18 protein-coding genes are annotated in these 19,063 nt (G+C 61.6%); 16 read left to right on the top strand and 2 right to left on the bottom strand.

All coding sequences use genetic code 11. The features are described 5' to 3' along the window. The 4 genes from J3D54_RS07405 to J3D54_RS07390 are packed head-to-tail and all read left to right on the top strand — an operon-like array spanning position 1 to position 3,860. Positions 1–1,515, top strand: a complete 1,515-nt coding sequence (locus J3D54_RS07405) for a TolC family protein (protein WP_253417331.1) — start codon at positions 1–3, stop codon at positions 1,513–1,515. Further along, positions 1,499–2,104, top strand: coding sequence for an adenylyl-sulfate kinase (gene cysC, locus J3D54_RS07400; RefSeq protein WP_253417330.1), 606 nt, complete (start codon positions 1,499–1,501; stop codon positions 2,102–2,104). The genes J3D54_RS07405 and cysC overlap by 17 nt, the downstream gene beginning before the upstream one ends. Beyond that, the gene (locus J3D54_RS07395; RefSeq protein ID WP_253417329.1) at positions 2,101–2,886 is read left to right on the top strand and encodes an aspartyl/asparaginyl beta-hydroxylase domain-containing protein; all 786 of its coding nucleotides are present in this window, start codon (positions 2,101–2,103) and stop codon (positions 2,884–2,886) included. Before cysC ends, J3D54_RS07395 begins: the two co-directional genes overlap by 4 nt. Then, positions 2,874–3,860 (top strand): sulfotransferase family protein, encoded by a 987-nt coding sequence (locus J3D54_RS07390; protein ID WP_253417328.1) that lies wholly within the window; start codon positions 2,874–2,876, stop codon positions 3,858–3,860. Before J3D54_RS07395 ends, J3D54_RS07390 begins: the two co-directional genes overlap by 13 nt. 112 nt (positions 3,861–3,972) lie before the next feature. Here the strand turns inward: J3D54_RS07390 and J3D54_RS07385 are convergent, their stop codons facing one another. Together J3D54_RS07385 and J3D54_RS07380 are read right to left on the bottom strand one after the other, a co-directional pair. Further along, entirely contained in the window at positions 3,973–4,731 is a 759-nt protein-coding gene (locus tag J3D54_RS07385) for a slipin family protein (RefSeq protein WP_111454005.1), read from the bottom strand. Positions 4,732–4,733: 2 nt separating this feature from the next. Beyond that, positions 4,734–5,267 carry an NfeD family protein gene (locus tag J3D54_RS07380; protein ID WP_253417327.1) on the bottom strand — a complete coding sequence of 178 codons (534 nt, stop codon included), beginning with the start codon at positions 5,265–5,267 and terminating at the stop codon, positions 4,734–4,736. 213 nt (positions 5,268–5,480) lie between these two features. Here J3D54_RS07380 and J3D54_RS07375 point away from each other — a divergent pair, with 213 nt between their 5' ends. The 12 genes from J3D54_RS07375 to pgaB all read left to right on the top strand — a co-directional run bounded on the left by J3D54_RS07375 (position 5,481) and on the right by pgaB (position 19,062). Continuing rightward, positions 5,481–5,948, top strand: a complete 468-nt coding sequence (locus tag J3D54_RS07375; protein ID WP_253417326.1) for an aminoacyl-tRNA deacylase — start codon at positions 5,481–5,483, stop codon at positions 5,946–5,948. 120 nt (positions 5,949–6,068) lie between these two features. After that, positions 6,069–6,314: a DUF2789 domain-containing protein gene (locus J3D54_RS07370; RefSeq protein WP_253417325.1), complete on the top strand. Its 246-nt coding sequence runs from the start codon at positions 6,069–6,071 to the stop codon at positions 6,312–6,314. Between the two features lie 96 nt (positions 6,315–6,410). Continuing rightward, positions 6,411–6,656 carry a type II toxin-antitoxin system Phd/YefM family antitoxin gene (locus tag J3D54_RS07365; RefSeq protein WP_253417324.1) on the top strand — a complete coding sequence of 82 codons (246 nt, stop codon included), beginning with the start codon at positions 6,411–6,413 and terminating at the stop codon, positions 6,654–6,656. Between the two features lie 127 nt (positions 6,657–6,783). After that, entirely contained in the window at positions 6,784–7,212 is a 429-nt protein-coding gene (locus J3D54_RS07360) for a MarR family winged helix-turn-helix transcriptional regulator (protein ID WP_253417323.1), read from the top strand. Beyond that, on the top strand, positions 7,209–9,281 hold the full coding sequence (locus J3D54_RS07355) for an FUSC family protein (protein ID WP_253417322.1): 2,073 nt from the start codon (positions 7,209–7,211) through the stop codon (positions 9,279–9,281). The genes J3D54_RS07360 and J3D54_RS07355 overlap by 4 nt, the downstream gene beginning before the upstream one ends. Next, on the top strand, positions 9,278–9,487 hold the full coding sequence (locus J3D54_RS07350; protein WP_253417321.1) for a DUF1656 domain-containing protein: 210 nt from the start codon (positions 9,278–9,280) through the stop codon (positions 9,485–9,487). Before J3D54_RS07355 ends, J3D54_RS07350 begins: the two co-directional genes overlap by 4 nt. After that, a complete protein-coding gene (locus J3D54_RS07345) occupies positions 9,484–10,371 on the top strand; it encodes an HlyD family secretion protein (RefSeq protein WP_253417320.1) in 888 nt (295 codons plus the stop codon). The genes J3D54_RS07350 and J3D54_RS07345 overlap by 4 nt, the downstream gene beginning before the upstream one ends. Further along, positions 10,368–11,816 (top strand): efflux transporter outer membrane subunit, encoded by a 1,449-nt coding sequence (locus J3D54_RS07340; protein WP_253417319.1) that lies wholly within the window; start codon positions 10,368–10,370, stop codon positions 11,814–11,816. The genes J3D54_RS07345 and J3D54_RS07340 overlap by 4 nt, the downstream gene beginning before the upstream one ends. A gap of 81 nt (positions 11,817–11,897) precedes the next feature. Next, on the top strand, positions 11,898–12,533 hold the full coding sequence (locus J3D54_RS07335; protein ID WP_253417318.1) for an NADH:ubiquinone oxidoreductase subunit N: 636 nt from the start codon (positions 11,898–11,900) through the stop codon (positions 12,531–12,533). 281 nt (positions 12,534–12,814) lie between these two features. Then, on the top strand, positions 12,815–14,320 hold the full coding sequence (locus J3D54_RS07330; protein ID WP_253417317.1) for a YdgA family protein: 1,506 nt from the start codon (positions 12,815–12,817) through the stop codon (positions 14,318–14,320). A 251-nt stretch (positions 14,321–14,571) separates the two neighbouring features. Beyond that, positions 14,572–17,052: a poly-beta-1,6 N-acetyl-D-glucosamine export porin PgaA gene (pgaA, locus tag J3D54_RS07325; RefSeq protein ID WP_253417316.1), complete on the top strand. Its 2,481-nt coding sequence runs from the start codon at positions 14,572–14,574 to the stop codon at positions 17,050–17,052. Positions 17,053–17,064: 12 nt separating this feature from the next. After that, complete coding sequence (pgaB, locus tag J3D54_RS07320; protein ID WP_253417315.1) at positions 17,065–19,062, top strand: poly-beta-1,6-N-acetyl-D-glucosamine N-deacetylase PgaB; 1,998 nt, start codon at positions 17,065–17,067, stop codon at positions 19,060–19,062. Position 19,063 lies beyond the last annotated feature (1 nt).

Here is a 19,063-nt window from a genome sequence, read left to right as displayed (position 1 = left end):
ATGAAAAGAAGTCATAAGTTGTTCGGCGCCAGCCTGCTGGCGCTGGCGATCAGCGGATGTGCAGTCACCAGTCAACCGATCGAACGCAGCGTCAGCCAACAGCGCGCCAAAAGCGATCTGCAAAACATGTACAAGGGTCAGGAGCCCCTTAGCGGCCCGCTGACCCTGCACCAGGCCATGGCCCGCGCGGTGAAATACAACCTCGAAGGCCGGCTCAAGATCATGGAAGAAGCCCTGGCCAAGCGCCAATTTGACCTCGCCAGTTTCGACATGCTGCCGCGCATGGCGCTGGATGCCGGTTACGTGGGGCGCAACAACGTCAACGCCTCCAGCAGCCGGAGCGTGCGCACCGGCACCCAGTCCCTGGAGCCGTCGACCTCCCAGGACCGCGACCGTGACGTGGCGGACCTGACCATGGTCTGGAACGTGCTCGACTTCGGCGTCAGCTACATCAGCGCCAAGCAGCAGGGCGATCAGCGGCTGATCGTGCAGGAGCGGCGGCGCAAGGTGATCAACACCATCGTTCAGGACGTGCGCTCGGCCTATTGGCGAGCCGTGGCTGCCGAACGCTTGCTCAAGCAGATCGACAGCCTCATGGCCCGAGTCGACACCGCCCGTGAGAATAGCCAGAGCATGAGCCAGCAGCGCATCGGCGATCCGATTCAGTCGTTGGCTTATCAACGCTCGCTGATCGAAGCCACCCGGCAACTGGAAGAGCAACGCCGTGCGCTGTCGCTGGCGAAAACCGAGCTGGCGACCCTGATCAACCTGCCGCTGAACACCGAGCTGACACTGGCGACCCAGGACGATTATGTCATTCCGGAACTCAAGGTCGACCTCGCCAGCCTGGAACAGGAAGCTTTGACCAGTCGGCCGGAGCTGCGAGAGCAGGATTACCAGACCCGCATCAGCGCCGCCGAAACCCGCAAAGCCATGCTGCGCCTGTTACCAGGGCTGGAGTTCTCCGCTGGCGGGCATTACGACAGCAACTCGTTTTTGGTGGAGCAGGGCTGGGCGGATTACGGGGTGAAGGTCACCTGGAACCTGTTCAATGTGATCTCCGCACCCGCCGCGATCGACGTCGCCAAGGCCGGCGAAGAAGTCGCCACGGCACGTCGTCAGGCGATGTCCATCGCAGTGCTGGCCCAGCTCTATGTGGCCAACGCCAACTACCGCGAAGCGTTGCGGCAGTTCCAGACCAATCAGCAACTGTCGAACATCGATGGGCAAATCGTCGGTCAACTGCGCAACCGATATCAGGCGGCAGGGTTGGGCGAACTGGATCTGATCCAGGGCGAGTTGAACACGTTGCAGGCGGATCTGCGTCGCGACCTGTCCTACGCGGACCTGCGCAACGCTTACGGGCAAATCTTCGCCAGCGCCGGTCTCGATCCGCTGCCGGACGAGGTGCAATCAACCGAAGTCCAGTCTATCGCCACGGCACTGGCCAATCGCGAAGAGGCGTGGGCGGCGGGCAACATCTCAGTGCCGGTGGCTCATGACCCGGTCCGGTAATCTGCTGGCGCCGACGGCGAGCATCAGCCGCGCCCAACGGGAGGCCCGCAACGGCCATCGTGGCGCGGCGATTCTGCTGACCGGTTTACCGGCTGCGGGCAAGTCGACATTGGCCCAGGCACTGCACGCCGAACTGTTTGAGCACGGCGTGCACAGTGTGGTGCTCGATGGAGACGGACTGCGGGTCGGGCTCAATCGTGATCTGGGGTTTACCGACGGCGATCGTCTGGAAAACATCCGCCGCGCCAGCGAACTCGCGGCGCTGTTGGTCGAGAACGGGCAGATCGTCATCCTCGCGATGATCGCTCCCCTAGTGGAACTGCGTGAATTGTTCGCCGGACGGTTGGGCGAGGATTATCGCGAAGTCTGGTGCAGCGCTTCTTTGGCGGTATGTGAGCAGCGTGATCCCAAAGGTCATTACGCCCGGGCTCGACGGGGTGAGTTGGCGGGGTTTACCGGCGTCTCCGCGCCTTACGAACCACCACCATGCGCGTCGTTGGTGCTCGACACGGGCGCGCTGTCGGTGGAGGCCTGTCTCGACCGCTTACTGACCTGGCTCGGTGAATGCGCGGTGCTGCCAAAACGATGAGCCGGCCGGCATTCTCACGGTTGCCGGTAACGGTAGATTTGCCGTTGCTGTTGCAGGCGCTGGCGGCGATTGGTGAGGGCGACTGGCACGGTCATTTCAACAGCGCTTATTACACGGGCGACTGGAGCGGCGTGGCGCTGATTTCCGCAGCCGATGCCTTGACGGAACTGGCACCCGGCCGCGGTGAGCCGCAATGGCGCGAACCCTGGCGACGGGATGTCAGATGGCAGCAAGGGCTGCGGGATCTGCCGCTGGAGATCGTCTGCGCGCGCCTGTTGCGACTTGGCCCTGGCGGGCGTATCCACGAGCATCGCGACTATGACCTGGGCGAACCGGGAGCGGACTTGCGTCTGCACATTCCGCTGCTCAGCCCACCTCAAGTGGACTTCATGCTGGACGGCCAGCGCATGCCGATGACCGCTGGCGAATGCTGGTATCTCGACCTGGCGAGGCCGCATCGCGTGGACAATCGCGATACCCGGGCACGGGTTCATCTGGTGCTTGATTGCCGGCCCGGTGCCTGGCTGGAGCAGGCGATTATCGACGGGGTGGCAACCACGCCGTCGCCCGACATCGGTCATAACGCTTTTGCGCAGTTCAAGGCGCTGCTGGTCAGCGATCCGCAATTGTGCAAGACCTTGCAGGGATTGCAGGACAACGAAGCCTTTATCGCCCGCACCCTGGAGTTGGCCGCCGAGCGTGACCTTGCGTTTACCCGTGAAGAACTGCGCGCGGCGATGCGCGACGGTCGCCGCCAGTGGACTGAACAATGGAGCGCCTGAACCTCGAAGGCTGGTTGCCGATTCGCGTGTGGCAAGACGCCGGGCAATGGCAAGTCGACTGGTGCTGGTTCGGTGACGCGCGGCTGCACCAGCCGTTTTTTCGTGACGCCGTGGAGGATGCGCTGCGGCTGCCGTTCAATCAGGCGTTTCGCCGAACGACGGCATTGTCGACCCTCGCTGACTGGCAGGCTTGCAGCCCAAGTCTACCGCCGAGCGCCTTTATCTTTCACGCCTCCCGCTGTGGCTCGACCCTGATCAGCCAGATGCTGGCGCAACTCGACAATCATATTGTCATCAGCGAACCACCGCCGCTGGATGCGTTTCTGCGTAGCGATCTACCCACCGTCGAGCGCCGTGCCGCGATCAAAGGATTACTGTCGGCCTACGGGCAATGCCGGCGCGGCGTGGAGCAACGGCTGGTGATCAAACTCGACGCCTGGAACATCGGTGAACTGCCGTTGCTGCGTGAATGCTTCCCTGAAACGCCGTGGCTGTTTCTTTATCGTGACCCGTTGGAAATTGCTGTCTCGCATCTGCGTCGCCCGGGCGTGCACATGGTGCCGGGGATGATCGGCGCCAGTGTGCTGGATGACGAATTTCCATTCAGCAGCCGTGAGGATTACATCGCTCGGCGGTTGGCGCGGTTGCTGGTGTCGGGGTTGGCGCAATGCCAGGCATTTGGCGGCTGGGCGGTGAATTACAGTGAACTGCCGCAGGCCATGGCGGGGCGGTTGGCAGCGCTCTTTGCTTTGGACTTCGAGCAGCGCAGGCAGGTGTTTGCGGCGGCGGGGCAGCATGCCAAGCAGCCGTCGCAGGTGTTTGCGGCGGCGGGGCAGCATGCCAAGCAGCCGTCGCAGGTGTTTGTCGACGACAGCGAAGGCAAGCATCGCGAAGCCTCAACGCTGCTTCGTGAGCGGGTGGAACGCTGGGCGCGGGAACCGTATGAGGCGTTGGAACAATTGCGCAAAATATAATCTTGTTGTGGCGAGGGAGCTTGCTCCCGCTCGGCTGCGTAGCAGTCGCAGATGTTGGGGCCGTTTCGCGACCCAGCGGGAGCAAGCTCCCTCGCCACAGGTTATCGGTGTATCAGGATTTTGACGACAAATCCGCCATCCCCTTGAGCAATTCGATCGGCAGCGGGAAGACGATGGTCGAACTCTTGTCCCCGGCAATCGAACTCAGCGTCTGCATGTAGCGCAGCTGCATGGCTCCCGGCTGGCGCCCGAGCATTTCGGCAGCCTGCATGAGTTTTTCCGAGGCCTGCAATTCGCCTTCGGCGTGGATCACCTTGGCCCGACGTTCCCGTTCGGCTTCGGCCTGTTTGGCGATGGCGCGAATCATCGATTCGTTGAGGTCTACGTGCTTGATCTCGACGGTGGCCACCTTGATACCCCAGGCATCGGTCTGGGCATCGAGCACTTGCTGGACGTCGACGTTCAGTCGTTCCCGTTCGGCCAGCAACTCATCGAGTTCATGTTTACCGAGCACCGCCCGCAACGTGGTCTGAGCCAGTTGGCTGGTGGCCATGAGAAAGTCTTCGACCTGAATGATCGCTTTTTGCGGGTCGAGCACGCGGAAATACAGCACTGCATTGACCTTGACCGAGACGTTGTCGCGGGTGATCACGTCTTGTGGCGGTATGTCGAGCACCACGGTCCGCAGGTCGACACGAACCATTTGTTGAACCGCCGGAATCAGCAGGATCAGACCCGGACCCTTGACCTGCCAGAAGCGTCCGAGCTGGAACACCACGCCGCGTTCGTATTCGCGCAGAATGCGGAAAGTCGACCCGGCCAGTGCAATCAGCAATAACAGCAGCGCGGCAAAACCCAATTGCAGACCCATGACTATTCTCCACCCGGTACCGCGTCAGTCGCGGCCACTTGCAGCAGTAGACCCTTGCGTGCCACCACCCGGACCTGTTGTCCCGGTTTCAGCGGTGTGGCACTCATGACTTGCCATTGTTCGCCTTGCAGGTGCACCCAGCCGACATAAGCATTGCCAGCCTGCAACGAGGTTATCGGCGTCACGCTGCCCAGCAATTCGGCGTCGCCGCTGAAGTTGCGGCGCGGCCGGGTTTTCAAGGCGCGGATCAGCAGGAAAATCAACAGAAGCCCACTGATCAGCCCCAGGCCGATGATCAAGGGAATGGGAACTTCGGCGTTGGTCAGAATCACCGCGCCGATCACGAACATCACAATGCCGCCCAAACCGACCACGCCGAAATTGGGCAAGGCCGCCTCGGCGATCATAAACACGATGCCAAAGGTGATCAGCCAGATCCCGATCGGGTCGGGAACCAGCACGACGAGGGTGTCCGCTGCGAAAACCCGTCCGCTCAGGGCCAGCAGCAGCGCAATTACACAGCAACGAATGTTCACTTGACCCTCCGGGAGAGTCATCCGTCCGCGAGCCGTTCGTGGCTCTGTATACAAGTCTAGTTGAGCCTGCGGCTGTATGAATTTTGACCAGTTATCGACAGCATCCGACGGGCGGATTTCCCGCCGGATCCTACTGGCGGGCCTAGACTTTTAATGGAGAGAAAAACTTCAACCATCGTCCGCCATCCGTGGGTGCGGACACCGAGGTGCATCATGCGTATGGCAAGAACCGTGCAGAACAGCCTGGAAAAGGCGCACTGCGAATATGACATCGTTTCCCATCCGCACTCGGCCAGCAGCCTTGAAACGGCGCGGCTCGCAGGTATTCCTGCCGAACGGGTGGCCAAATCGGTGATCCTTGACGACCACCACGGACATTTCTTGATGGCCGTACTGCCCGCCAGCCGTCACCTGGACCTGAGCAAAGTCCGTGGCAGCAGCGAATGGCAAGTCACCCGGGAAAGCAACTTGCCGCGCCTGTTCGACGATTGCGAACGTGGCGCCGTGCCTGCATTGGGCGAATCCTATGGACTGGACATGGTCATCGACCCAATGCTGACCCGGCAGCAAGACATCTACCTCGAAGCCGGCAACCACAACAACCTGGTACACATGAGCGTACCGGAATATTTGAAAATGGTGCCGCATGCCGAGGTCTGCGAGTTGAGTCTGTCGGCGTAACCGTCATCATCGCGGGCAAGCTCGCTCCCACAGGAATTGCGAAAACCCTGTGGGAGCGGGCTTACCCGCGAATGGCCGCGCCGCGGTCACCCTCATTCAGCCATCACGAAGGAGCCCGACATGCAATCCCCCACCCACAGCCTCCCGGCCCTGTTCAAACAACTCGGCCTGCCTGACGACGCCGAAAGCATTGATAAATTCATCGCCACCCACTCGCCGCTCAAACCCGAACTGCACCTGGCGGACGCGTTCTTCTGGAGCGAGAGCCAGGCGGAGTTGCTGCGCGAGGAAATTCTGGATGACGCGGATTGGGCGGAGGTGGTGGATCAACTGGATGTAATGCTGAGGAAGGGGCGGGGGGTGTAAAGCTGGACGAAAAACCTCGTCACAGGTTTCTTCTGGGCCTTGCCAACTGGGTTGAAGTAGCTTCCATGGCGACAAAACCCGAGATGAGACTGATTCATGCAATGTGTTTTGGCCGAAAGGATGATCAGCATCTCCGAGCTTGCTGAAAACGCCGATGCTGTCATGCGGGATACACAAATCGGGCCTATTGCGGTGCTGGATAACAATCGAATCACGGCGTATCTGGTTTCGGCAGATCTCTATGAAGCAATTCTGAACCGTCTGGACGATTTTGACCTTTCGGCTCTCATATGCGCCCGCAGTCAGGAAACTGGCGAACCAATCAAACTGGATGAGCTGTGAAAACTCGTTTGCCAGCATGAGAATTGTTTCAAAACTTGACCAGCTTTCCCCGCCAATGCCATATTGATAGTTAGCAAACTAACATTGTGTGCATTCCCTCGTGCCAAAGAACCTCGCCGCTCTCCAGATGAACATCAGCAGCTCCATGGTGGTGGCCGCCAGGCATTGGCGCAAGATCTGCCAGACCACGCTGGTCAACTATGGAATCTCCGAAGCCTGCGCCGTGCCGCTGTTGATGATCGGGCGCTTGGGCGAGGGTGTGCGGCAGGTGACGGTCGCGCAGGCGGCGGGGATGGAGAGTCCGTCGCTGGTGCGGCTGCTGGATCAGTTGTGTCACGCCGGTTACGTCTGCCGTACCGAAGACAGCCATGACCGGCGCGCCAAATGCCTGAGTCTGACGGCGACCGGTCGTGAGTTGGTGCAGTCGGTGGAAGCCGAGTTGGTGCGTTTGCGCCAGGACGTGCTCGCCGGGATCGACCAGAGTGATCTGGAAGCGGCACTGCGGGTACTCAAAGCCTTCGAAGCGGCCAATCATCCGCCGGTGATTCACCCTTGAGCGGTTTTTTCACCGGCGTGCCCCCGGCGCGAGACTGGTTCTACGGTGTGCGCACGTTCGCAGCCTCGATGATTGCGCTATACATCGCCATGCTCATGCAAATGCCTCGTCCGTATTGGGCGATGGCCACGGTGTATATCGTTTCCAGTCCGTTCCTCGGCCCTACCAGCTCCAAAGCGTTGTACCGCGCGGCGGGTACCTTGCTCGGTGCCGCGGCGGCGGTGTTGTTTGTGCCGATGTTCGTTCAGAGCCCTTATGTGCTGGTGGTGGTCATCGCGCTGTGGACCGGGATTTTGCTGTTCCTGTCCCTGCATCTGCGCACCGCCAACAGCTATGCCTTGATGCTCGCCGGTTACACCTTGCCGCTGATCGCCTTGCCGGTGGTGAATAATCCGTTGGCGGTGTGGGACGTGGCCGAAGCGCGCACCGAAGAAATCTTCCTCGGCATCGCCTGCGCGGCAGTCGTCGGCGCCATTTTCTGGCCACGGCGGCTGGGGCCGGTGTTCAACGATTCGGTGAACAAATGGTTTGCCGATGCCTCGACCTACAGCCTGCGTTTCCTTAGCCGCAACGTGCAGCCGGAGGAAGTCAGCGCCCTGCGTTCATCGATGGTGGCGAACTTCAACAGCCTGGAATTGATGATCGGTCAGTTGCCCCACGAAGGCGCGCGAGCGCAAACGGTGCGCAATACCAAGGAGCTGCGTGGGCGAATGATCCACCTGTTGCCGGTGATCGACGCCCTCGACGATGCGCTCTATGCCCTTGAACGACGCACACCAGAGCTTGTGGATAAGTTCGCGCCACTGCTGACCGCAACCAGCGAATGGCTCAATCACAAAGACGCCGACCTCGATCGCTGGCAGGCCCTGAAAAACCGGCTCCAGGCGCTGCAACCCAGTGCCGAGGCGTTGGACGATCGCAAGCAATTGCTGTTTTCCAACGCGCTGTATCGCCTCGGCGAGTGGATCGATCTGTGGCAAGACTGCCGCAGCCTGCAATACGCCATTCAGTGCGAGAGCCAGGACAATTGGCGCGCGGTGTATCGGCACTGGCGGCTGGGGCGACTGTCACCGTTTCTCGACCGTGGTTTGATGCTGTATTCGGCAGCTTCTACGGTCACCGCGATCATCGTCGCCTCGGTGCTGTGGATTCTGCTCGGCTGGACCGACGGCGGCAGCGCGGTGATCCTGGCGGCGGTGGCGTGCAGTTTCTTTGCGTCAATGGACGACCCGGCGCCGCAGATCTACCGATTCTTTTTCTGGACCGCGATGTCGGTACTGTTTGCTGGCCTTTATCTGTTTCTGATCCTGCCGAACCTGCATGACTTCCCGATGCTGGTGCTGGCGTTTGCCATCCCGTTCATCTGCGTCGGCACCTTGACGGTGCAGCCGCGTTTTTACCTGGGGATGTTGCTGACCATCGTCAACACCTCGTCCTTCATCAGCATTCAGGGCGCCTACGACGCGGATTTCCTCAGCTTCACCAACTCCAACCTGGCCGGGCCCATGGGGTTGCTGTTCGCGTTCATCTGGACCCTGATCGCCCGGCCATTCGGGGCGGAACTGGCGGCCAAGCGCCTGACCCGTTTCAGCTGGCACGACATCGTCGGCCTGACCGAGCCGGCCACGCTGGCCGAGCACCGGCACATGGGCGTGCAGATGCTCGATCGCCTGATGCAGCATTTGCCGCGACTGGCCATGACCGGTCAGGACACCGGCATCGCCCTGCGCGAAGTGCGCGTGGCCCTCAATCTGCTGGACCTGCTCGCCTATTCGCCGCGAGTGCCTGGCGCCCCGCAAGCGCTGTTGCGCCAGGTGGTGGCTGAAGTCGGCGAGTACTTCAAGGCCTGTCTCAAGGCTGGCGAACGCTTGCCGGCGCCGAGTCCGTTGCTGATGACCCTCGACCGCACCCGCCGCGCTCTCGGCGGCCAAGGTGATGACGAAACCCGTCTGCACCTGCTGCACGCCTTGAGCGGCCTGCGTCTGGCGCTGTTGCCGGGCGTCGAATTTGTCGGCACGGACGAGCTCGAGGAACCGCTTCCCCATGGCATCGATGGAGCGCCTTTATGATCGGTGATCTGGATATCAGCGGGGTGTTCCTGCCCACGCTGCTGGTGCTGATGGGTATTACCTATGTGTTGTTCCTGTTGGTGCACGGGGCGCTGACGCGCCTGCACTTTTACCGTCTGGTCTGGCACCGGGCATTGTTCAACGTGGCTCTCTACGCTGTGCTGCTCGGCGCCGTGGACTCACTCAGTCGATACCTGATGACATGAAAAAACCTTTTTTGACCCTCGGCCGTGTGGTCCTGACGTTGTTGATCGTGACCTTCGCCCTTGTCGTGGTCTGGCGCATGGTCATGTATTACATGTTCGCGCCCTGGACCCGGGACGGGCACATCCGTGCCGACATCGTGCAGATTGCCCCGGACGTCTCCGGGCTGATCCAGCAAGTGGACGTGCGCGACAACCAGTGGGTGAAACGCGGCCAGGTGCTGTTCAGCATCGATCAGGACCGCTTCAAACTGGCCCTGCGTCAAGCCAAAGCGGCAGTCGCCGACCGTCAGGAAACCCTGGCCCAGGCTCAGCGCGAGGCCAAGCGTAACCGTGGCTTGGGCAATCTGGTCCCGGCCGAGCAACTGGAAGAAAGCCAGTCCCGGGTGGCCCGCGCCGAAGTAGCGTTGATGGAGGCGCAAGTGACGGTGGACAGCGCCCAGCTCAACCTTGACCGCTCAGTGATCCGCAGCCCGGTGGATGGTTACGTCAACGACCGGGCGCCGCGCTCCCAGGAGTTCGTCAGCGCCGGGCACCCGGTGTTGTCGGTGGTCGACAGCAACTCCTTCCACATCGACGGTTATTTCGAAGAAACCAAACTGGACGGCATTCATGTCGGCCAAAGCGTCGATATTCGCGTGATCGGCGACCGTGCGCGCCTGCGCGGGCACGTCGAAAGCATCGTCGCCGGCATCGAAGACCGCGACCGCAGCAGCGGCAGCAACCTGTTGCCCAACGTCAACCCAGCGTTCAGTTGGGTGCGGCTGGCCCAGCGGATTCCGGTGCGAATCGCGTTTGATGAGGTGCCGGAGGATTTCCGCATGATTGCCGGGCGTACAGCCACCGTATCGATCATTGACGATCAAACCGGGGGGCCGGCGAAATGAGCAGGGCCTCGGGTTTGGCGGTTGCCGGATTGGGCTTGTTGCTGTCGGCCTGTCAGGTGGTGGGGCCGGATTATCACTTGCCGGACGAGGCCGCCGTGCACCGTGAAGACTTTCAGGGCGACCTGGCGGTGAACGGCAAACATGTCGTCTCGGCGCCGGTGCCCGCCGATTGGTGGCGGCTGTATCAGGATCCGCGTCTGGACCAATTGGTGCAGCAAGCCATGGCCTCCAACACCGATTTGCGGGTGGCGGCGGCGAATCTTTCGCGGGCTCGCGCTCAGGTCGACGAAGCGCAGGCGGCGGGCGGTTGGAGTGGCGGCGTGAAGGTCGGCGCCCAGCGTCTGCAGGAGTCCGGCGAAGCGTTCTTGCTACCGGAGAAAGTGCCCGTGGCCAACGTCGGCGATATCGGCATCACGACCTCGTACCAGTTCGACCTGTTCGGCACCTTGCAGCGCGGCATCGAAGCGGCCAAGGCCAATGCCGATGCGACCCAGGCGGCAGCGGATACCGCGCGCATTACGCTGGTGGCCGATGTGGTGCGGGCTTACACCCAGGTCTGCGCGGCCAACGAAGAACGGGAGATCGCGCAGCACTCCCTCGACTTGCAAGCCCAGAGCACCACGTTGACTCAGCGCTTGCGAGATGCCGGACGCGGCGATGAAACCCAGGTCACCCGTTCGCAAACCCAATTCAAATCCTTGCGCGCCGAATTGCCGCGTTATGAAGCCGCACGTCAGTCCGGGTTGTTCCGCTTGTCGATGCTGCTGGCCAAACCGGTCGAGCAACTGCCGGCGGGTACCCGTGATTGCGCCGAGTTGCCGAAAATTGCCCAATTGTTGCCGGTGGGTGACGGCGCTGCGCTGCTTAAACGCCGACCCGACGTGCGCCAGGCCGAGCGCAGATTGGCTGCAGCAACCGCTGGCATCGGCATTGCCACCGGCGAGTTGTACCCGGACATCAGCATCGGCGCGACCGTGGGTACGGTCGGCACCCTGGAAAACCTTGGCAAACCGTCGACCAATCGCTGGGGCTTCGGTCCGTTGCTGACCTGGACCGTACCGTCCAACGGCTCCCGCGCGCGAATCCGTGAGGCCGAGTTCGCAACCCAAGGCGCGCTGGCGCATTTCGATGGCGTGGTGCTCAACGCCATCCGCGAGACTCAGACCGGCCTGGCGCAATATTCCGCGCAACTTCAACGTCGCGAAGCGTTGGCTGACGCCGAACAGTCGGCGCAACTGGCGGCAGACCAGACCCACCGCTTCTTCCAGGCCGGTCGTGCGTCGTTCCTGGCGGACTTGCAAGCCACCCGCACCTACACCGATGTACGGGCGCAACTGGCCTCGGCCAACACCCAGGTTGCCATGAGCCAGATCGATTTGTTCCTCGCTTTGGGCGGTGGCTGGGAAAGCGGACGAACGCAAGGCTCACAACCCGGCAAACCCTGAGGCCGTTGCTATGCTTTGATTTGATGGGGTCGCGCGGTGAACCCGTCGATCAAGGCTTGCGTTGGTCATGGGGATCTAATAATGAAAAACCCTTACGCTCCCGGCTTCTGGTGCGCCATTGCGGCATTGGTTTTGCTGTCGGCCACCTATTTCTATGGCGTCATGCTGGCCCACCAGATCGACAAGGCGCTGATCTTCCTCGACAGCGCGGCGGCACTGATCGCCGTGATGGCCATCGTGGTGGTCGCCTGGGCTTCGCTCCAGAACCAGCGCATCAAGAAACGACAACTTGAACAAGGCAAAACCCTGGTGCTGATCTGGGACACCAAGGTGGCTTTGCGCCGGGTAGAAACGGTGTTCGACCGGTATTTCTGGGGCAGTTACTGGCAACCGGGGCGCACGTTTCAGGAGGTCATGGGCGAACTCACTGGCACGCCGCTGGAAAAAAGCCTCGAAACCTTGAAGAAGCAATGCCAGGCGCTGGACAAGCAAGTGGCCGACGAGGGCTGGCACTGGCTCAACAATGCCCGCGAGCTGTCCGATGTCGCCACCGCTATGGCCCGCGAACGCTATCAGCTGGACTTCTGTGACCCACGCGGGGAGGTGACCGGCGGGGCGGTGATCAATCGGGATTTTGAAGTGCTGGTGTATACGTGGACCGCACGGCTGAAAAGCTTTGATCATCAGCTTGATGAAATTGAAGTGCAGTATTCCTGAGTCGATGTCGTTTGCACTGACGCCATCGCGGGCAAGCCCGCTCCCACAAGGACTGCGTTAAACCTGTGGGAGCGGGCTTGCCCGCGATGGCGATCTCATGACCACCAAAACTATCGCCCCCCATGCGCGGTCCATAGACACTCTTTCACCTTTAATCATTGGGCCGCCCCGCGGCGCAAATGCTAATCTCCTCGCCACTTTCAGCGCAGTCGAGCCGCGACCCGTCATGGGTTCAGGGAAGACGACCACACTCTCAACAACGGACATTGATCGGGTATTTCATGAATAAATCAGCAGGCGTGTTTCTAGGAATTATCGTGGCCATCGGTGCGATCAGCGCTGGCGGCGCCTGGTACACCGGCAGCAAACTCGATGGGGTGCTGAACAGCTCGATCGCCGACGCCAACAAAGAACTGCAAGCCGCGCTGGCAGGCTCCAACGGCACGGCGTCGCTGGAACTGGTATCGCTGGAACGTCATGTGTTCAGCAGCACCGCGCACTACCGCCTCAAGGGTGAGGGCGAGATGTTTGGTGAAGCGCCGATGGAGATGCTGTTCGTCGACCGCATCGAACACGGCCCACTGCCGTTCTCGCGCCTGGTGTCGCTGAAGTTGTTGCCAGTCCTGGCCACCAGTCACTACGAGCTGGAAAAAACGCCACTGACCGAGAAGTGGTTCGCTGCCGCCAAGGACAAATCCCCGGTCAAAGGTGTGGTCAACATCGGCTACGACAACTCCACCAAGGGCTCCCTCGAATTCCTGCCGCTGGAAGCAGCACTGGATGACAAATCCAATCTGACGTTCTCTGGGTTGAAACTTGATGTGGCCGCCAGCGCCCAGGCGCAAAAGGTCAAAGCCGACGGTTACATGGACAGCTTGAAGCTCACCACCGTGGCTGAAGACCAGACCCCCGTGCAGTTTGAACTCAATGGCTTGACCCTGGCCAGCAACCTGAACAAGAGCACCTACGGCTATTACGTCGGTGAAAACACCGTCGAGCTGAGCAACAGCAAAACCACCTTCGGCGCCAAGCAATCGGTGCTCGGCTTCAAGAATTTCGAAATCAAGAACCAGACCGAGGAATCAGGCACCAACGCTTCGGGGCGCGGCGATTACAAGGTCGGTGAAGTGTCCTTGAACGGCAAGGTAATCGGCTCCGCGCAGATGGCCATGAGCCTGAAAAACCTCGACATCCCGTCCACGATGTCGCTGATGCAGATCTACCAGACCAAACTGCAACCGTACGAGCGGGCCGCCGCCGAAGCCACTGCCGCCGGTCTACCGGCGCCGCCGCTGAACCTGACCCCGGCCGAAGAAGCACAGGTCAAGACGGGTCTGGAGAAACTGCTGGCCGCAGGTCCCCAGGTGGCCCTGGAAAACCTGTCGTTCAACACCAGCAACGGCGAAAGCCGCGCCAACCTGGTGCTGGACCTGACCAAACCGCAATCCATGGACCTGCCGCCGGACCAGTTGGTCAAGCAGTTGATCGCGTTGCTGGATTTCAACGTACTGGTGTCCAAGCCAATGCTCGTTGACGTGCTCACCGTGCAGTCGCAAATCGACGGCCAGACCGACGCCAAGCTCATCGCCGATCAGGCGAGCGCAACCGCTGATATGTTCAGCAGCATGGCGGTCGGTACGCAACTGGCGAAACTGGACGGTAACAACGTCGTCACCAAATTGCATTACGCCAACAATCAAGTGGACTTCAACGGCCAGAAAATGACCCTTGAGGAATTTGTCGGCTTCGTGATGGGCAAACTCGGTGGCACTACCACCATCCAGTAACACCGCAGGCTTGAGCACAACGCCCGGCCTCTGCAACACGCAGACGCCGGGCGTTTTGCTGTCTGGGGTTTCGAAACGGGGTGAGGTGGAGGCCCGCCACGAATCTGAAGAAATATTGTTTCCTGAATTATTGACTACGCTTGCATGCAAGACTGCTTCGATAAAGCTTGGCTGGGTCTTTCGATCCGGCTTTCCGTTACGAGTGGGCAAGGGGCATTGTGACCCGGCTGGCCATGTAAGGATGCTGACGAATGCCGCGTATTGCTGGTCCCTTTATTCATCGTGGGCTGCGCCCCTTGTTTCGCGTTGCGCTGTGCGGCCAATTGTTGTGGCCGGTGCTGGCGCTCGCCGATACCCCTTACGATCAAATGGTTCGCGATGCGCGGGCCGGCAACTACACGCCTGCGCTGACGGTGTTGCGCCAGGTGCCGGTAAGCCAGGCCTCCACTGGCCAGATCAGCGATCACCTGCAGATCGCCAGTTGGGCCGGTCTGGATGCGGAAGTGGTACAGGTCTATGAAACCCAGGGACGTGATCGGGCGTTGCCGGTCCAGGCCCTGACCGCCACCGCGCGGGCCTATCGCAACCTCAAGCGCTGGGACTCAGCGACCCAGGTGTACAACAAGGCCCTGGCCCTTGAACCGCAAAATGCCGACCTGCAGCTGGGCCTGGCGATGACCCAGGCCGACGCCGGTAAACCTGACGAGGCGGTTGCCCGCGCCAGGGCACTGGTGGCGGCGAAACCGGATGATCCTTCCCGCCGCCTGGCCCTGGCCTACGCCTTGACCCGCGCCGGTGCCAACTACGATGCGTTATTTGAGTACGACCAGGCCTTCACCCGCGCCGGCAGCAAACCCGAAGTCGCTCGGGAATACGTGGTTGCCCTGCAACGCGCCCGTTTGCCGGAACCGGCCTTGCGCCTGGCGCGTCAGCGGCCGGGATTGATTGATCCGGTCACGCAACGCCGTCTCGAAGGTGACCTGGCCGCTGAACGCGTGCGCCTGGCCGAACTGGCCACCCGCAGCGAAAAAGAACGTTATGTGATCGCCGATCGGGCCCTGGCCGATTACGACCAGTTACTGGCGACCTGGACGCCGGACCCTGCGGCCCACGATGACGTCATCCGCTGGCGAATCGACCGCATGGGCGCCCTCAAGGCCCGTGCACGCACCGCTGAAGTGATCGCCGAATACCAGAAACTGCTCGCCGAAGGCGTGAAGATTCCGACCTATGCCCTGCGTTGGGTGGCGTCGTCCTATCTGGATCAGCGTCAGCCGGAAATCGCCACCGAGTTGTATCGCCAGGTGCTGGTGGCGCCGGATGCCGATGTCGGCGACCGCCTGGAAGACAGCACCGCGCTCTATTACGCCTTGCTTGAAAGTGACAAGGCTGATGACGCGCGCAAGGTCGCCGAGGACTTGGCCAAGACCCAAAAGCCACGGGTCGAGCTCAAGGGCTTGCCGGTGGGCAATCCCAACGATGAATGGATGGACGCGCAGCAACTCGCCGCCCAGGCCGGCACCTACGGCGCCGATCTGCCGTCGGGCGAGCAGCGTTTACAGGCGTTGGTGGATCAGGCGCCGGGCAACATCGGCCTGCGCCTGGCCCAGGCCGATCTGTACCTGGCCCGGGACTGGCCACGACGCGCCGAGAATCAGCTCAAGGAAACCGAGAGCATGGCCCCGCGGGATATCGGGCTGGAAGTCGCTCAGGGCCACACCGCCATGGACCTGCAGGAGTGGCGGCAGATGGATGCACTGACCGACGATGTGGTCGCGCGCTTTCCGGACAACCGTCAGGTGCAGCGTTTACAGCGTCAGCGTGCGGTCCACGACATGGCCGAGCTGCGAGTGCAGGCCTACGGCGGCAAGAGTTATGGCGGTGGCAACGGCAACGTCGGGGCGGTCAACGGCAGCCGCGACTTCGGCATCGAAACCACGCTGTACAGCCCGCCCATCGATGAAGACTGGCGCCTGTTCGCCGGTGCCGGTTACGCCACCGGCGATTTCCAGGAAGGCACTGGCCACCATCGCTTCCAGCGTGTCGGGCTCGAACGCCGGACTCGCGACATGAGCCTGGAAGCGGAAGTCTCCAACCATTCCTACGGCTTCGGTGACAAACAGGGCGCGCGCCTGGCGATTGCCCGAGACATCGACGATCACTGGCAGTACGGCGGCAGCCTCGAGTACCTGTCGGCACAAACACCGTTGCGAGCGTTGAACAGCGACATCACGGCCAACGGCGGCAGCGGTTTTATCCGCTGGCGCGCCAATGAAAGCCGCGAGTGGAGACTGGCGGTCAGCCCCTCGCATTTCAGCGACGGCAACAACCGTGTCGAAGCGATGCTCACCGGTCGCGAGGGCATTTACCGCGCGCCGGGGTTGCAAGTCGACCTCGGCCTGGAAGTCGGCAGCAGCCATAACTCCAAGTCCGGCGACGTACCGTATTTCAATCCCAAATCCGACTTCAGCGTGCTGCCGACGGTGAACGTCAATCACGTGCTTTACCACCGTTACGAAACCTCCTGGAGCCAGCAGTTCCAGGCCGGTGCGGGCACTTACAGCCAGCGTGATCACGGTACGGGCGGCATCGCCCTGCTGGGCTACGGCCAGCGTTATAGCTGGAACGACGTGTTCGAGGTGGGCGGCCTGCTGAGTGCGATCAATCGGCCTTTTGACGGTGATCGCGAAACTGATCTGCGCTTGCTCGTCGACCTTACTTACCGCTTCTAGAAGAGTTTGAAGATGCCTTTTATTTCGCGTTTCATCCTCCTGCTGGGAGTGCTGTTGATCAGCGCCTGTGCCCAGCAAGCCCCGACCTTCGCACCGCCGTCTGAACGCACAGTGTCGGCCAATGAAAAGCCGTGGCCGAAAAACCATGTATTGGGGATCGCTTACCACGATGTCGAAGACCGCGACCCCGATCAGGCGGTGGTGGCCGTGCGCACCGAGCGCATGATCGAGCAACTGGCATGGTTGCGGGAGAACAACTACCACCCGGTCACCGTTGACCAGATCATCGCCGCTCGCAAAGGCGGCCCTGAATTGCCGCCACGGGCGATCCTGCTGAGTTTCGACGACGGCTATTCGAGTTTCTACACCCGCGTGTTGCCGGTGCTGCGTGCCTATAACTGGCACGCCTTGCTGGCGCCGGTCGGGGTGTGGATCGACACGCCGCTGAACCAGCCAGTGGACTTCGCCGGCACACCGCGCAAGCGTTCGGATTTTTTGACCTGGGAGCAGATCCGCGAGATTTCCCGGTCTGGCCTGGTGGAAATCGCCGCCCACACCGACGCCAGCCACAAAGGCGTATTGGCCAACCCTCAAGGCAACCTGCAGCCGGCGGCCGCGACCCGGCGCTATGACGCCGCGACCGGTCGTTATGAAACCGAAGCCCAATTCCAGGCGCGGATGCGCGCCGATGTGGCGGCCATCTCGGAGAAGATCCGCAAGGCCACCGGTTACAAGCCGCGGGTCTGGGTCTGGCCATACGGCACTGCGGATGGCACCTCGCTGCAAGTGATCAACGACCAGGGGTATCAGATGGCCCTGACCCTGGACGACGGCCTCGATGCCCTCGACAACCTGATGAGCAGCCCGCGCTTTCTGGTGGCCTCGGACCCGGATGGCGAACACTTCGCCAACAGCATCGTCGCGGTGCAGTCCGAGTCGCCGATGCGCGTGGTGCATGTGGATCTGGACAACGTTTACGACCCGGATCCGGCCCAACAGGAAATCAATCTCGGCAAACTGGTCCAGCGCATGGCCGACATGGGCGCCAACACGGTGTTCCTGCAAGCCTTCGCCGACCCCGCGGGCGATGGCCTGGTGCGCTCGCTGTACTTCCCCAACCGCCACCTGCCGATGCGCGCCGATATCTTCGATCGCGTGGCCTGGCAGTTGCGCACCCGGGCTCACGTCAAAGTCTATGCCTGGATGCCGGTGCTGAGTTTTGCCCTGGATTCGAAGTTGCCGCGCGTTACTCGCTGGGACCCGAAAACCGGCACCACGTCGATCGATCCAGACCAGTACAAGCGCCTGTCGCCATTCGACCCGAACGTGCGGCGCATCATCGGTGAAATCTACGAAGACGTGGCACGCCTGACCTCGGTCGACGGCATCCTCTATCACGATGACGCCGTGCTGTCGGACTTCGAAGACGCTGGCCCCGAAGCCCTGAAGGTCTATGCCGCCAACGGTCTGCCCGGTTCGATTGCCGCCCTGCGCGACGACCCAGCCACCCTGCAACGCTGGACGCGGTTCAAGAGCCGCTACCTGATCGATTTCACCCATGAGCTGACCGCCAAGGTCCGCGCCATTCGCGGCCCGCAGGTAAGCACGGCGCGCAATATTTTCGCCGAGCCGATGCTCAACCCCGAGAGCGAAGCCTGGTTTGCGCAGAACCTCGACGACTTCCTGGGTGCCTACGACTGGACGGCACCGATGGCCATGCCACTGATGGAGAAACAGAGCCTCCAGCAATCCGGCCCCTGGCTCGAAGCGCTGGTGGCGACGGTCAAATCGCGTCCCGGCGCCCTCGATCGCACGGTGTTCGAGTTGCAGGCCCGCGACTGGACGAAAAACAAAGACTCCGACATCGACGGCGCGCAGTTGGCCGACTGGATGGGCCGCCTCAAGCGTCAGGGCGCCACCAGTTTCGGCTACTACCCGGACGACTTTCTCGAAAACCAGCCGGACCTGAAAACCGTGCGGCCCGCGCTCTCCAACAAGTGGAATCCATAAC

It is taken from the genome of Pseudomonas sp. GGS8 (genome assembly GCF_024168645.1).
Lineage (GTDB): Bacteria > Pseudomonadota > Gammaproteobacteria > Pseudomonadales > Pseudomonadaceae > Aquipseudomonas.
Note: the sequence above shows the minus strand (reverse complement) of the source record. Positions and strands in the feature narration are given on the sequence as shown.